We start from the raw sequence: 13866 nt of genomic DNA, 5'->3' as shown, positions 1-13866 counted from the left end.
GGCGCGCGGGCGCGCGCTTTTGATATATGCCCTCGGGAATAGAACCGGAAGTCACGAAGTTCATGTGGAGGATCGTTCGCACCCTGTCGGCCGGCCTCCTTTGGATGCTTCTCCAGGTCGTGGGAGGGATTATGCCCGGTTATGCCTTTGTCGAAGACCACCTTACCTGGGGAAACGTCTTGTACTACCTGGGGTTCCTGATCAGCCTCGGGGTGTTGATCTACTACTATTACAGGCTTTGGCGGAAGATGGGCGCCTAGCTCGTGTGGTCCACGACGATCTTCCAGTTGCCGTTTATTTTGTGGAAAAGGAGGGTGAATTGTCCACCCAGGTCTCCATTGGTGCGCGTTAGATGCCAGGCGCCGATCACGAAATAATAATCCCCGGATAATCTTTTCAATACCAGGTTGCTAAACGTCAGGGTGCCCATCGCCACCTTGTCGGGATACACTTTTTTATAGTGATCCAGGACGGGTTGCCAGCCGTAATTCGGTCCTTTGGGGCCAATAAAAATGAGGGAGTCACTTTGCCAGTAGCCTTGCATGAAGGCGGTGACGTCGGCGTTGTTCCAGGCAGTGACCTGCTGCGCCAGGACCTGGCGGATGGCCCCGTCGTCCGACGGAGCCTGGCGCGGCGCGGGCGTTGCGGGGCCGGCAGCGGCAGTCGGCCCGCCCTGGGCGCGGGTTGTTGCGGCCCACAAGGTCAGCAGGAGGAGTATTTTATACATCGCAGATCTCTATACATTTTTTGAGCGAAGCGATCTTATCCGGCACGGAAGGGACGAACTCCTGGGCCACGTGACCGGTGAATCCTGTGTCGAGAATGGCCTTCATAATGGCCGGGTAGTACAGCTCCTGGGTATCGTCGATCTCGTGACGGCCCGGGACACCGCCCGTATGGTAGTGGGCGATATACTGGTGGCTTTCGCGGATGTTGCGGATGATGTCGCCCTCGTCAATCTGCATGTGGTAGATGTCGTAGAGGAGCTTTAGGTTTTCCGAACCCGCGCGTTTGCAAAGTTCGACCCCCCAGGCGGTGTGGTCGCACATATAGTCCTTGTGGTCGATCTTGCTGTTGAGGAGCTCCATGACCAGGACCACCCCGTGCTTCTCCGCCAGGGGCAACAGCTTCTGCAGCCCGGTGATACAGTTTTTCATGCCGGTCTCGTCGTCCATCCCCCTGCGGGCACCGCTAAAGCAAATCAGGTTTTTGTACCCGGCCTTGGCGACGAGGGGGATCCACTCGGTATAATTCTTGATCAGGGCATCATGGAACTCGGGATGGCTGAACCCGTCGTATAAACCCAGCTCCGCCCCATTGCACATGGCGCAATAAATGCCGTGTTGCTGGAGGACCGGCCAGTCCTTCGGCCCGATGAGGTCGATGGCGCTTAGCCCTAACTGTTGGAGTGTACCGCAGAACTGGTCCAGGGGAATATCGTGGTAGACCCAGTAGCAAACGGACTGGTGGATGTTGTTCCGGAGGCCCAGGGGTCTGGGGGCCTTGTCCGGGGCGCTAAAAGCCGAAGCGCCAAGGGCGCTGATACCTGCTGACGTCATCAAGATATTTTTTATAGCCTGTCTGCGGGAAGAGGATTCCATCTGGAGAAATTGTGAGAGGATAAATTTAGTAACTTGTGTGGCGAAAATCAAAATAATATGAAGCAACTGATCGGTATCGTCTCGTTATTGGCATTGGCCGCCTGCGGAGGCAACTCGGGGGGAACACAGCCTTCGGCTCCAGATTCTTCCTCCGCTGTCGCCAAGGCACCGGACGCTTCCACCGGGACCGCAAGCGGCGCTGAACATACCGGTCACCCGGGGTACGGCATCATGCTGCAAAACGATTGCAAGACCTGTCACACACCCGACGCACCCAGCACGGGACCCTCCTTTGCCATGATTGCGGCACGCTACGATTCCACGAAAACAGGCACGGTAGAAAACCTCGCCAAGAAGGTTATTGCCGGCGGCAAGGGCAATTGGGGCCAGGTGCCGATGACACCTCACCCCAGCCTTTCCCAGCAGGACGCGGAAACCCTCGTCCGGTATATATTATCCTACAAGCAGTAAACCCTTGTCAATATGAAACGTTTCGTCCTTGTGTCCCTGGCGCTGGTCGCGCTGTCTGCCGCCAAGCCGGTCTCCACCGCCGTAAAGACGGTTTCCGGTGACTGGGTGTCCATTTTTGATGGCAAAACCACCCACGGCTGGCATACCTATGGTCAATCGACGGCGGGCTCCGCCTGGAAAGCCGCTGACGGTGTCCTCCACCTGGATGCCTCCTCCAGGGATGGCCGGGGTGACCTGGTCACCGATGGCGAATACGACAACTTCGACCTGAAGCTGGAGTGGAAGGAATCCAAGGGTGCCAACAGCGGGATCATGTTCGACGTCCACGAGGATCCCAGCAAGTATCAGAATACGTACGAGACGGGTCCCGAAATGCAGATCCTCGACAACGACAACCATCCCGACGGGAAGAATTTCAAACACCGCGCGGGCGACCTCTATGACCTCATCCCCTGCAAGGTACAAACGGTCAAACCGGTCGGGGAGTGGAACAAGGTAGAGATCCGCCTGAGGAACGGAAAGCTCCAGTTTTTCCTCAATGATACCGAAGTGGTGGCCACCAGGATGTGGACCGACGACTGGAATAAGCTGGTGGCCGGGAGCAAGTTTGCCAAGATGCCCGGTTTTGCCACCTTCCACAAAGGCCATATCTCCCTTCAGGACCATGGCGGGGATGAAGACGTGTGGTTCCGGGATATACAGATCAAGCAGCTTTAGGCGACGTATACCTCAGGTTGAGGTAGTGGGCTCCGACAATAAGCACGATTGCCGGAATCAGGAGCGCCACATGAAAGGTGTGAAAAACTTCTTTTAATACAAGGCAGGCAAAACCCGCCCCAAACAGCATCGCCGGCGTACTCCGCCGGTGATGTCGTTTATAACCGTGGCGAAGGGCGCTGGCCCCAACGACCCCCGCCAGGGCGATCATCCCGCCCTCAAACCAGGGATTGTGCAAAATTTCCCAGCCAAACAAGGGCAGGGCTGTCAGAAAAAGAGGCAAAACCGCGCAATGGATGGCGCAGGCGATCGACGCCGACATACCCAGCATATCCCAGTTGATTCGCATAAGGGGGCAAAGATATGAAAATGCAACTTTGTTGCAAAATACCAAAGGCTCGGCGACGGGCGCCCCGCGCCCTGCGGCGCATTTGTCGTAATTTTGTCCCATGGAAAAGAAGAAAAAAAGGATCAGGCGACTTTTATGGTACGTGGCGGGCTCGGTTGTTTTCCTTGCCATCTTTTGGATTGCCCTTTTTGCGGGTACGGACGATTATAAAGTAAAGTTGCCGGTCATCGCGGACGTAAAACCCTTTGCCTTTGTGGACCAGAAGGGGGATACGGTTACGGAGCGGGATGTGTTGGGAAAGGTGTGTGTCGTTTCCTTCTTTTTCACCACCTGTCCGGGGATCTGTCCCCGGATGAACGACAACCTCAAACACTGGGTGTACGAGCCCTTTAAGGAAGAACCGGATCTCCTGATGCTGTCCCATACCTCCGACCCGGAAAGAGATTCCGTGTCCAGGTTGAAAGTGTACGCCGACTCCATGGGTTATGACGATCCCAAACACTGGATCTTCCTCACGGGCACCAAAAAAGCGTTGTATGCCGCCGCGAGGGACAGCTACCACATCGACGATGAAAGCCACGCCAAACAAAAGATCGAAGACCAGTTCATCCACACCCAGCTCATTGCGCTCATAGATAAAAACGGACGCCTCCGCGGGATCTATGACGGTCTTACAAAGGAGGAGCTCGAAAAGCTTCAACGGGATATCAAAGCCCTGCTCAAGGAACCCAGTGGCCCGCGATTTTCCGGCGGTCTGTTCAACAACAATCCTTCGTGATGATGTCCTCCTCTGCAAAAGATGCACGTGCGCTTCTTAAGAAGCACGCTCTGAGCGTCACCGAAGGAAGGCTTCGTATCCTTGAACTCTTCCTCCGGGCCGGTGGTGCGTTGTCTCACGCGGACGTGGAAAAAGCGGATACCACCTTTGACCGGGTAACGGTCTACCGTACCCTCCAAAGCTTTGTCGAAAAAGGGCTTCTCCATACGATACCTACTTCCGAAAACAACGTGCGTTACGCCCTTTGCAATGACGCGTGTACCACGCACCGGCACCAGGACGACCATGTTCACTTCGTGTGCGATGTTTGCCGGAAGACGGTTTGCCTCGATCATGTTGCTGTGCCGGCCCTTTTATTGCCTGCCGGGTTTGTTTCGGAACAGGTGCAGGTCGTCGTCCATGGGGTCTGCGATCTTTGTGCGCGGCCGCGATAGGTTCACCCGTCTTCGATCGTTACGTCCCTCCCTCGATAGTTATTAGCGTGAACTATTCTCTTTGTGGTAATTTTTCCACAATCTTGTGGGCATATAACTACTTAATTCCACCGGGGTGCGGGGAGGATTGCTAAACAACTATCGTTGTGTAGCGAGGCCTCATTTTCTTGGGTGTTTCGGTTCTGCTACGCAAAAATAGTTGTTTAGCAATCCTCCCCGCACCCCTACGTCCCTGGCTTCAATTCATTGCTAAGTAGATTTACTAAATTGCTACAGCGTGTTAATTGCCTTACCGCCTTCGTGTGTTGATAGATCGTTTAAAATCCTCGTCTGTAGAGCGTTATAGCCAGTGAGCATACCATGGACCCGGGAGGGTCGGGGGGGCGCTCCCCCCCGATCATGATGTGGTTTTTGGGGGCGGGCCTAAGTTTTCCCAAATTAGGCCCGCCCCCAAAAACAAATAGTCCCGACGTAGAAACGCCGGGACTTTGGTTAAGGCTCTGATTAGTTTACAAATACAATTTTACTAATTCTTTTTGTATAAATTCAATTAAAGTTTTTATATGTTTTGGAGAAAAGTCAAATTGGAGTCCTGCTGAGGCATAGAGCTCCGGGAGGGTTCTCGTACCGCCCAGGCTAAGTGCCTGAATATAATTATCCAGTGCACCGGAAGGGTTCTCCTTGAACTGTTTCCACATCCCGATCGCGCCCAGTTGGGCGATCCCATATTCGATATAATAGAAGGGCACTTCGAAGAGGTGGAGCTGGCGCTGCCAGCTGCTGCCCCGGTAGTGTTCCAGACCGCTGAAGTCGACTACGTCTACAGTAAATTCACGTAGTATACGCAACCAGGCGGACTTTCTTTCTTCGAGGTTGTGCGTGGGATTTTCGTACACCCAGTGTTGGAATTTATCGATCGTAGCAATCCATGGGAAGATCGTAATAACACGCTCCAGCTGCAGGATCCGGGCTCTCCGAAGTTCTTCGGGGTCCTGGAAAAAAATATTCCAATGTTCCATGCTGAACAACTCCATCGACATGCTGGCGACTTCGGCGATCTCCATCGGATACTCCTTGAAAGCCGACAGCGCAAGCGGGTGGGAGAGGAAGGAATGGATCGCGTGTCCACCCTCATGCACCATTGTGGTGACGTCGTGCATCTGCCCGGCGGCGTTCATAAATATAAACGGGGCGCCGCTTTCCGCGAGGGGACAGTTGTACCCGCCGGGGGCTTTTCCTTTCCTGCTGTCGAGGTCCAGGTGGCCAAGCGTGTCCATTTTCCGGAGACAGTTTCCAAAAAACGGATTAAGGTCATCAAGACACTTCTCCGTTTTTTGTAGGAGTTCGTCTCCGTTTTTAAACGGATGCAGCGGCTCTTCTCCTTCCGGTACCGCCTCGGTATCCCAGGGCCGCAAGGTGTCCAGGCCGAGCCGGGTTTTCTGGCGTTCATACACCTGCCGTACAAGGGGAAGGATGTGTTGTTTGACCGCCTCGTGGAACTGGAAGCAGTCTTCCTTGTTGTAGTCGAAGCGGCCAAGCTCCGCGAAACGGTAATCCCGGTAGTTGGAAAAACCGGCATTTTCCGCCACTTGCTGACGCTTTGAGATGAGCTGGGTATACAGGTTGTCGAGGCTGTCCAGGTCTTGCAGCCGCCGGTCGTTGATGGCCCGGTAGGTGCGTTCCCTCATGGCGCGGTCGGGCTTTTCAAGGAACTTGGCGGCCTGCTGGAGGGTGTATTCCTGCCCATCCAGGACGACCGTCATCTTGCCCGCGATGGCCCCGTATTGTTGTTGGAGGACGTTCAGTTCGGCCTGTATGGGCACGTTGGCCTCGCGGAAGAGCTCGATGCTTTTCCGTACGTTGCGCAGGTACGTGAAATAGGTCTTCTGATCGAGCCCGGCGGTGAGGGGGCTGTCGATGAGCTTCCGGTTCAGCTTGTCGGCGTACGGCTGGAGACGGGGTTGTATCTCCATACAGAAAAAAACAAAGGCCTCTTCCAAGGCCTTGTTTTCCGTATCGCAGGTCATTTTTATTTGTCTCCAGCAGGAATCTTCGCTGACCACTGCCTCCAGTTCGCTCATGTCCCCGAGCCAGCGCTCCAGGTCTTTGTCCGTTGTCAGCGGCCGGTCCAGGAGGTCGATAAAAAAGGGCTCCAGGTGTTCCCAGTCCGTGACTTTGAAGTCCGCCGGCAGGAACCGCCGGGGTGTTTTTTGAATATCTGCGGTATAGGTCATAGCTATTTTTTCTTGGGAGCAGCCTTCTTTTTGGGGGCTTCTTCCGCGTCTTCGGATTTTTTCGCCGCGGGTTTTGCGGCTTTCTTTTTGGGGGCTTCTTCCGCCGGGGCTTCCGCGGAGGCGGCAGCTTCCGCCGGGGCAGCTTTGGCAGCCTTCTTTTTAGGCGCCTCTTCCTTGGGCTTTTCCGGCCCGGGTGCTTCCACTACCGCTGCTTCCACCTCGGCTTCGTCTTCTTCCTCAACGGCAGACAGCTTCAGCTCGACGCCGTTGCCGCTCAGCAAGGCGTACCACTTCACCATCTTCTTCATGTCGCTGTTGTAGATGCGCTCGAAGTCCAGGTCGGGGTACACCTTTACAAAAAAGGCCTTTACGGCGGCGGCGTCCTTGTCCGGGGGGAGGGTCGTACCGCTGCTTTCGATGGCCTTGAAAAGGTCTACGAGGTTGATATTTTCCCTTTTGGTGTATACTTCTATGCTTTCCAGGTGGGAGAAATTGTGGACCCGGGAAGAGACAAATCGGGTCTGTTGATCTTCCAGGGACTTGACGATGGCCCCGTCCGACTTGCTGCTCAGCAATTCGAAAAGACCGCCCAGTCCCGTAATGGCAATGATCCTGTTGTATTCCATATTGGTGAAATTTTGGCCGTGCAATATAATTTACATTGGGCAAACGGGAAAGAAATAGGCGCCCGCCTGTGTAATTGGGTCGGTACCTGCACCTTAACACCATGAGATGGACGCTTTGCCTTACCCTGATCCTGCCGCTGGGGGCCCTGGCCCAGGCCAGTCTGAAAAACATGCACCGGGATAGTTACGAAGAATTTGTATACCGCATCGACGCCGCCAAGGCCCAGTGGTGTATCCGTCATGACAGCATACCCCTGGATGAACTGCTGGAGGGAAAACCGTTTGCCGCCTTTCCCGCAGGGAGCGTTGACCGGAACCGGTTACCCGCCGGTCAGTATATCGACGTACGGGTGGTTGATAACCGGTTGATATCCGTGCTTTTAAGTATAACGGATCTGATGGTATACCCGGTCAGTGACGGCGGGAGAATGCGACTGATGGTGCGCCGGCGGGAGACCCCCGACAGCACGGTAGACGGGGCAGATGTCCGGGTGAACGGGCGGAAGGCGGTTTTCCTGGCTGCCGGCCATTGTTATCTGCCTGGCCGGGTGGCCGGTGGTTTTGTCCGGGTAGCCGTTCCCGGAGATACCACCTTTCAACTGCTGGAGCAGAAGGTGGAAGACCGGCCGTACCGCTACCGGCCTCGCGGGCAGGGCCCGTGGGCTAAGATCCGGCGGTGGTTCACGAAGAGCCATTACGGCCAGGCGGGTGTGGGGACCATGCTGTTTAGCCAGCCCAAGTATAAACCCATGGATACGGTCCGCTTAAAGGCCTATATCCTCGACCGTAAAGGCAGGCGTTGGCGTACACCGCTCGACCTGTATCTGGAGTATGTCCACGATGGCGCCCCGGTCAAACATCCGCTGGGTCTTAGCACGCCTGCGGTCCCCGGTTCGTTTGCATACGAATTCCCCTTGCCGGATACCCTGCCCAGGGATACCCGGTATACGGTTTCCTTCCGGAACCGGCGTGGGGAGGTTGTTTTCAAGGGCTATTTCTCCATCGAAGAATACCTGTTGAACCAGGTGACCGACTATCGGTTCCGGGCGGAAAGGACGACCGTCTATGCGGGTGATTCCGTCCGGTTACTGGCGTCCGCCTCCGACGCAAACGGCTTGCCTATCCTCGACGCCAGGTTCCACGTGGCGTTGCTTCGTGGCGAGGTGAGGGATTTTGGCCAGGACACCGTCTACGTACCCGACACGTTATACACCGCGGAAAAACCCCTGTCGACGGAAGGGGAAACCGTTTTGGGTAGCGATACGCGCAGGCTGCCGGAGGTGGTCATGGACCTACAGGCAAACGGGAGTATCATCGATGCTTCGGGCGAACGGCATGATCAAACCGACGACGTGACTTATGCACCCGGACAAGCGAAGCTGGACGTCCGCATGGAGGGGGATTCCGTGCTGGCCACTTACCAGGTCAATGGCCGGCCGGTGGCCCGGGACGGTTTTTTGCGCATCCAGGGCGTGGACTTGCCGTTATTGCCTGTCCACTATCCCGTGGCCAGAAAGGTGGAGCCTTTTGCGGAAAGCTATCACTTCTATATCGGTAAACCCGGCGCCTTTACGGATTCAACGGAGGACGAGCCGGAAGCCTACGAGGTGAACGGGTATCCCAATTGCAGGAACGATACCCTTGGATTCCTGCTGGACAACCCCAGGCGGGTCCCCGTGGCCTATACCGTGTGGATGGGAAACAGCGTCCTGGAGCGGGGCTGGAGCAATGACCGGGAGGTCAGCTGGGCGCGGCGTTCACCCCGGGTGCACGATACATACCAGGTAAGATGGACTTACATCTGGGGAGGGAAAGAACGAAAAAACGACCTGACGCTTCGGACTCCTTACCGTGTACTGACGGTGCATCTCGATGGGAAACAAACGATATACCCGGGTCAAAAGGATACCCTTCACATCAGGGTCACCGACGCCTGGGGCCGGCCCGATCCGGGAACCGACCTGACGGCCTACAGTTACAACAGCCAGTTCCAGGGCGCCATACACAACCCTTTCCTGACGCTTTTCGGCCGGTACCACAACCGTTCGCTGCACAGCCGGCCTGGGTTTGACACAGACGACCCCCAACCCGGACACTGGATACCGCTGGGAGCGCACCAGGGTTGGATAAAGCCCTTTGGCCTCGATTCTTTACCCTATTACAACATGCTTTATCCCCGGGCCGCCGGGTTTATGCTCAACACACACCTGCCCGACTTTATCCCAAAGATTGCCGTATACGTGGTCCGGAAAGGGGTCCCCCAGCGGATCTACCTGTTGTACCTCAACAAGCAACTGGTGTATTACGACGGCGTCACGGACCCGCTGCCGTACGTCTTCGACGTGCCCCCGGCGTATACCCGTATCGGGGTGCGTTTGTACGACCGATACCTGGAAATAGACAGCGTATATGCCCAACCCTTTTACCGCCGGGATGTCGTCATCGACCTCGATCATTTGCCCAAAATGGCCCGCTCCCGCCCCATGCCGCCCTACCTGACTTGGGAAGAGACGGACCTGTTGTCCGGCAGGCTCTGGCAAATGCAGTCCACAAGCCTTACCCAATATGGGTATATCTACCAGGGCGACCGGGGGACACAGCTCCGGCAAGGGAACCACCACCTGGTCGGACCCTTCGAACCCACGGACAGCCTTCGCTTTTTGGCGCCCGGTTTTTTTGAAAGCCACTTCCTGCTGGAACCGGTGTATGAATATATGTTGTCCCCCCAGTTCTTCCGGCTTGAAAAGACCGACCCCTTGCATCGTATCGGCGGTAAAGCCTGGCTTGCGCCACCGGGGAACGGGCAATGGGTGTTGGGGGATACCCTGACAGCTCCCCCCGTCCTGCATTCTCCCCAGGCCGGGCAGGAAGAGCGCTTTATCTTCCTGGAGGCAGGGCATACAAGGGAACAAAGGATACCCGGGTATGGCCAGTTGTTGGTCCGCTGGGACAAGGATACCGTGCTCCAGTACATGGTGCTATACCCGGAAAAGGAAGCGACGTCCCCATTGGTGCTTGGGCCGATCCGCGAAGCGATCGAAAACGTTGTCCCGGGTACCTATACCCTTTTGCTGGTGGATACGCATTTCCGGACCCTGGAACGTCAACACCTGCGTATCCTGCCCGACCAGTTGTTGTGTATGCACACCGAAGGGTTGTTGTTCCGGCCGGACAACCCGGTCATCACGCGTCTTGCAGACGAATCCCTGGAACGCCTAAGACGGCAGTGGGCCGCTGAAGTAAAAACACCGCTTCAGACACCCGCCGGCGAAAAGCCGGCGTATACGCCGGACTTCCCTGCGGGAACAGCCATGGTGTGGGGCCGGGTGATCGATGCACACGGCGGATTAGGGATTGCCGGCGCCAGCGTCATGGTCACGGGGACAAAAACGGGTTGTGTGACCGATGGCAACGGCTATTTCCAGCTGCGGTCGGTCCGGGCTGGCCGGCTGAGTCTTACCGTCCTGTCGGTGGGCTATGCGACAAACAGGCTGGACGCAGACGCCGTGGACAACGCCGCCCAACCGGTCATCGTCAAGCTCGATGTCCGCGACCAGGGGCTGGCGGATGTGGTGGTGACCGGGTATGGCGAACAGCGCAGAAGCCTGTCTTATTCGGTCACGACGGTAGCCGGGGTTTCGCTGGAAGGCCGCATACCCGGTCTGAACATCCAGGAAGCTTTGGACACCATTGCCCTTAAGGATGCGGGCGCAAAGGCCTTCCGGGATACGTTCCGGGATTATGGCTTCTGGAAGCCCCGGATCCTTATGGATGACAATGGCCGCGCAGCGGTCGAGGTCACGTATCCAGACAACATCACCCGATGGAGAAACTTTGTCGTGGGGATGGACCGGTACAACCGGATGGGGGTGGCGACGAGCCCGGTCATCTCTTTTAAACCCCTGGTGGCTTCACTGAGCACGCCCGCTTTTTTGGTGGAAGGAGACTCGGCGGACCTGGTCGGCAAAGTATTGAACTATACCAACCGGTCCTACCCGGTCCGTTCCGGTTTTGAAGAAGAGGATGCGGTGGATACCGTGGGAGGAAAATCCTCCGTCGTCCGTTTTCACAGGGTGGCGGGGACCGGGGACAGCCTCAAGGCAAGCTTTGTGTTACAGACCGGGGCCTACAAGGACGGGGAAGAGAGGCGGCTGCCGGTTTACCCGGTAGGGGTAAAAGAAACCGGCGGCCGGGTTTTCGTACTCGAAGGAGACACGACCGTCATTTACCCATTCACAGGCAGACCCGCGACCTTATATGCCCGGGGGAATATGCTCGACGTTTTGCAGGACAGGCTGCGCTACTTAAAGGAGTATCCTTATTTCTGTATGGAACAGACATCGTCTAAGCTGACCGGACTGTTGGCGGAGCGGCGGATGGACGTTCTTTTACACAAACGCTTTGACGGGGATAAAGACGTAGATGCTTTGGTCCACCGGTTGGAAAAGAACCAGCTCTTTTCGGGCGGCTGGAGTTGGTGGGGCGGCGGCAGCGCCAGCCTCCGGATGACTTGTTATGTCATCAGGGCGTTGCTGCCGCTGCGTAGCGACCCGCTGGTGGGGGTAGCCCTCCGGGAGGGCTTGTTGTACCTTCAAAACAGCCTTCCCTCCTTACCGTGGCGGCAATTGCCAGATCCATTGCGGACGATGGCGGAGGCCGGACATGTTATGGACTATACCCCGTTGATCCGGAAGATCGTTTTCGATTCCCTTGATCAGCACAACGGGTGGACGTATGTGCGCCTTTTGCAACGGCTGGGCCTTGACTACCGGGAACCCATGCAAAAACTTCTTCGAAAGGCCACGCCCGGTATGTTGGGCAGCATTCACTGGGGGGATGCGGACGGCAGGTGGTATGGCAACGACATCGCCACGACCGTGCAGGCCTACGAGGTGTTGTCTGCCGATACGACCCAACGGTCCTTGTTGCCTGCTGTCCGGTTGTTTTTGCTGGGCGATCACGCACCGTATGCGTACAACACGGTGGAGGCTGCTACCGTCGTCAGCACACTACTGCAGGACGCACTTGTCGCCAACCCCCGTTTGGCTACCCCCATCCAATTGCGGATCACCGGAGATACGACCTGTACCCTTACGCGTCTCCCCGCCACCTTTCAATACAGCGGGCAGCGTCCGCTCGTCCTTTCCAAAATAGGGGGCGGGACGGTTTATGCCACCGTTTACGAGGAGCACTGGAACCCCTCGCCCTTCAAGGTGGACAGCCTGTTTGCCGTGCACACCTCTTTTATACGCGACGGGAGGGAAACGAGGGCGCTGAAAGTGGGTGAACGGGTCAACCTCCGGGTCCGTATCGAGGTCAAAAAGGAGGCGGAATATACCATGATAGAGGTCCCCATCCCGGCGGGTTGTACGTTCGGCGACAAGCCCTTCGAGTACGAAGTGCATAGGGAATACTTCAAAGACAAGGTCGTCTTGTTCACCGACTGGCTCAGCCGTGGGGTACACGAATTCAATATTCCCCTGGAAGTCCGGTACGGCGGTCGGTTTACGCTCAACCCCGTCCGGGTGTCCTTGATGTATTTCCCGGTTTTGTATGGCAGAAATGCGCTGGAACAGGTGACTATAACGCACTAAAGGCGTCCAGGTATTCGCGGATATGGGCTTCTTTGTGCTTCAGCCGGTATTGCATGATGTAGCGGGGGTGGGGAAGCGGAACGATCTTTTCGAAAAAGTGGTGACGGCTGTTGAGCTTCTCCAGGTATTTGAAATTCTGTCCCCCACCCAGACAAAGAGCGACGGCGGTATTCATACCCCAGGACAGCTGTTTTCGGAGACAATCCACCGCAAAAGGTTCTATCGTTTTGAGGAGGTGGGTGTCGTCGTAATAGTTGAGGTTCTTCCCATCAAGGGTAAAACCCAACGGGCTTACGGAGGTGATGTACACCTTGCCGTAAAAGGCTTCCGGGCCACCGCAGGCATGTATCATCTCGTACATAAACACCGACGACAGCTCCTGCCGGGCCGGCCAGGGGTTGTCGATGCCGCAGGGGTCCTTGAGGCGGATGGGATCGGTAAACGGGATTCCCGTGGTGCCCGCCCCAAAGCGGCCGGGGTTGATTCCGATCATAAGGGTACGGGGGCCGCCGGCATAGAATTTCTTATAAAAAGCCTCGCAAACGGTCCAAACCTCCGGGTCCGAAAACGGGTACAGCACCTCCACGCCCTTCGGAAGTTTGCCTTCCCACGCGAGGTGGCGAAGAAAACCGAGTATGTGTGTGCTCAGCGCCATCAGTGCTCCGGTTCCACCTGGTGGGTCACCTTATCCGCAAACTTTTCGTAGCTGTCCTTTTCCACCTCGGTCACGATGAGGCGGTCTTTTTTGTGGGCGTGTTCTTCCGGGAAAACGACGAAGTAGCTGGTGTCTTTAAAATTTACCAGGGGTTGCACGCTTTCTCCCGTGACCCTGCGGTTTTCGATCCTGACCTGGACGCTGTCGGCCCTGAAGTGCAAGACCGCGTAGGAGGCATTGGGGAGCGACAGGCGCCGTCCGTTGATGTCCACCCTGATCTTTGCCAGGGCACCGATATACTGGCTGGGCCGGACGACGTATACGGTACGGGCGGGCAGGCTCGTGTCTTCCTGTGCGCTGGCGCGACAGGCGAGCAGCGTCAGGCCTATCAAAAGGATCGTTCTCAT

Annotated in this window: 13 protein-coding genes; 6 read left to right on the top strand and 7 right to left on the bottom strand. The window is 56.5% G+C overall.

Annotated features, from left to right (window positions below; genetic code table 11):
* Positions 1-26 precede the first annotated feature (26 nt).
* On the top strand, positions 27-260 hold the full coding sequence (locus tag EDB95_RS03125; RefSeq protein ID WP_133990484.1) for a hypothetical protein: 234 nt from the start codon (positions 27-29) through the stop codon (positions 258-260).
* Here the strand turns inward: EDB95_RS03125 and EDB95_RS03120 are convergent.
* A complete protein-coding gene (locus tag EDB95_RS03120) occupies positions 257-727 on the bottom strand; it encodes a YybH family protein (RefSeq protein WP_133990482.1) in 471 nt (156 codons plus the stop codon). The two genes, EDB95_RS03125 and EDB95_RS03120, sit on opposite strands and share 4 nt — an antisense overlap.
* Complete coding sequence (locus tag EDB95_RS03115; protein ID WP_246073475.1) at positions 720-1559, bottom strand: hydroxypyruvate isomerase family protein; 840 nt, start codon at positions 1557-1559, stop codon at positions 720-722. Before EDB95_RS03115 ends, EDB95_RS03120 begins: the two co-directional genes overlap by 8 nt.
* Before the next feature lie 99 nt (positions 1560-1658).
* Between EDB95_RS03115 and EDB95_RS03110 the strand changes: the two genes are divergently transcribed.
* Together EDB95_RS03110 and EDB95_RS03105 are read left to right on the top strand one after the other, a co-directional pair.
* The gene (locus tag EDB95_RS03110; RefSeq protein ID WP_133990478.1) at positions 1659-2072 is read left to right on the top strand and encodes a c-type cytochrome; all 414 of its coding nucleotides are present in this window, start codon (positions 1659-1661) and stop codon (positions 2070-2072) included.
* 12 nt (positions 2073-2084) lie between these two features.
* The gene (locus tag EDB95_RS03105) at positions 2085-2789 is read left to right on the top strand and encodes a 3-keto-disaccharide hydrolase (RefSeq protein WP_133990476.1); all 705 of its coding nucleotides are present in this window, start codon (positions 2085-2087) and stop codon (positions 2787-2789) included.
* Here the strand turns inward: EDB95_RS03105 and EDB95_RS03100 are convergent.
* Entirely contained in the window at positions 2776-3138 is a 363-nt protein-coding gene (locus tag EDB95_RS03100; protein WP_133990475.1) for a MerC domain-containing protein, read from the bottom strand. The two genes, EDB95_RS03105 and EDB95_RS03100, sit on opposite strands and share 14 nt — an antisense overlap.
* A 100-nt stretch (positions 3139-3238) precedes the next feature.
* Between EDB95_RS03100 and EDB95_RS03095 the strand changes: the two genes are divergently transcribed.
* Both EDB95_RS03095 and EDB95_RS03090 read left to right on the top strand, forming a co-directional pair.
* Complete coding sequence (locus EDB95_RS03095; protein WP_133990473.1) at positions 3239-3916, top strand: SCO family protein; 678 nt, start codon at positions 3239-3241, stop codon at positions 3914-3916.
* The gene (locus EDB95_RS03090; protein WP_246073474.1) at positions 3916-4350 is read left to right on the top strand and encodes a Fur family transcriptional regulator; all 435 of its coding nucleotides are present in this window, start codon (positions 3916-3918) and stop codon (positions 4348-4350) included. The genes EDB95_RS03095 and EDB95_RS03090 overlap by 1 nt, the downstream gene beginning before the upstream one ends.
* Positions 4351-4859: 509 nt before the next feature.
* On the opposite strand, the gene EDB95_RS03085 is transcribed toward EDB95_RS03090, so the two are convergent.
* Positions 4860-6584 (bottom strand): M3 family oligoendopeptidase, encoded by a 1725-nt coding sequence (locus EDB95_RS03085; RefSeq protein WP_133990471.1) that lies wholly within the window; start codon positions 6582-6584, stop codon positions 4860-4862.
* A 2-nt stretch (positions 6585-6586) separates the two neighbouring features.
* Positions 6587-7210 carry a DUF5606 family protein gene (locus EDB95_RS03080; RefSeq protein WP_133990469.1) on the bottom strand — a complete coding sequence of 208 codons (624 nt, stop codon included), beginning with the start codon at positions 7208-7210 and terminating at the stop codon, positions 6587-6589.
* A gap of 101 nt (positions 7211-7311) precedes the next feature.
* On the opposite strand from EDB95_RS03080, the gene EDB95_RS03075 reads away from it, so the two are divergent.
* A complete protein-coding gene (locus EDB95_RS03075) occupies positions 7312-12804 on the top strand; it encodes an alpha-2-macroglobulin family protein (protein ID WP_133990467.1) in 5493 nt (1830 codons plus the stop codon).
* Here EDB95_RS03075 and EDB95_RS03070 read toward each other — a convergent pair.
* Together EDB95_RS03070 and EDB95_RS03065 are read right to left on the bottom strand one after the other, a co-directional pair.
* Positions 12791-13459, bottom strand: coding sequence for a uracil-DNA glycosylase family protein (locus tag EDB95_RS03070; protein WP_133990465.1), 669 nt, complete (start codon positions 13457-13459; stop codon positions 12791-12793). The two genes, EDB95_RS03075 and EDB95_RS03070, sit on opposite strands and share 14 nt — an antisense overlap.
* The gene (locus tag EDB95_RS03065) at positions 13459-13866 is read right to left on the bottom strand and encodes a hypothetical protein (RefSeq protein ID WP_133990463.1); all 408 of its coding nucleotides are present in this window, start codon (positions 13864-13866) and stop codon (positions 13459-13461) included. The genes EDB95_RS03070 and EDB95_RS03065 overlap by 1 nt, the downstream gene beginning before the upstream one ends.

Origin of the sequence: Dinghuibacter silviterrae, from assembly GCF_004366355.1 — a bacterium.
Taxonomy (GTDB): domain Bacteria; phylum Bacteroidota; class Bacteroidia; order Chitinophagales; family Chitinophagaceae; genus Dinghuibacter; species Dinghuibacter silviterrae.
The sequence above is the reverse complement of the archived record's forward strand: the minus strand, read 5'-3'. Positions and strand labels throughout refer to the sequence as shown.

Bases quoted from the DNA above. Each gene is read 5' to 3' on its own strand.
- EDB95_RS03125 (WP_133990484.1), top strand. From the start codon at position 27: ATGCCCTCGGGAATAGAACCGGAAGTCACGAAGTTCATGTGGAGGATC.
- EDB95_RS03120 (WP_133990482.1), bottom strand. From the start codon at position 727: ATGTATAAAATACTCCTCCTGCTGACCTTGTGGGCCGCAACAACCCGC.
- EDB95_RS03115 (WP_246073475.1), bottom strand. From the start codon at position 1,559: ATGACGTCAGCAGGTATCAGCGCCCTTGGCGCTTCGGCTTTTAGCGCC.
- EDB95_RS03110 (WP_133990478.1), top strand. From the start codon at position 1,659: ATGAAGCAACTGATCGGTATCGTCTCGTTATTGGCATTGGCCGCCTGC.
- EDB95_RS03105 (WP_133990476.1), top strand. From the start codon at position 2,085: ATGAAACGTTTCGTCCTTGTGTCCCTGGCGCTGGTCGCGCTGTCTGCC.
- EDB95_RS03100 (WP_133990475.1), bottom strand. From the start codon at position 3,138: ATGCGAATCAACTGGGATATGCTGGGTATGTCGGCGTCGATCGCCTGC.
- EDB95_RS03095 (WP_133990473.1), top strand. From the start codon at position 3,239: ATGGAAAAGAAGAAAAAAAGGATCAGGCGACTTTTATGGTACGTGGCG.
- EDB95_RS03090 (WP_246073474.1), top strand. From the start codon at position 3,916: ATGATGTCCTCCTCTGCAAAAGATGCACGTGCGCTTCTTAAGAAGCAC.
- EDB95_RS03085 (WP_133990471.1), bottom strand. From the start codon at position 6,584: ATGACCTATACCGCAGATATTCAAAAAACACCCCGGCGGTTCCTGCCG.
- EDB95_RS03080 (WP_133990469.1), bottom strand. From the start codon at position 7,210: ATGGAATACAACAGGATCATTGCCATTACGGGACTGGGCGGTCTTTTC.
- EDB95_RS03075 (WP_133990467.1), top strand. From the start codon at position 7,312: ATGAGATGGACGCTTTGCCTTACCCTGATCCTGCCGCTGGGGGCCCTG.
- EDB95_RS03070 (WP_133990465.1), bottom strand. From the start codon at position 13,459: ATGGCGCTGAGCACACACATACTCGGTTTTCTTCGCCACCTCGCGTGG.
- EDB95_RS03065 (WP_133990463.1), bottom strand. From the start codon at position 13,866: ATGAGAACGATCCTTTTGATAGGCCTGACGCTGCTCGCCTGTCGCGCC.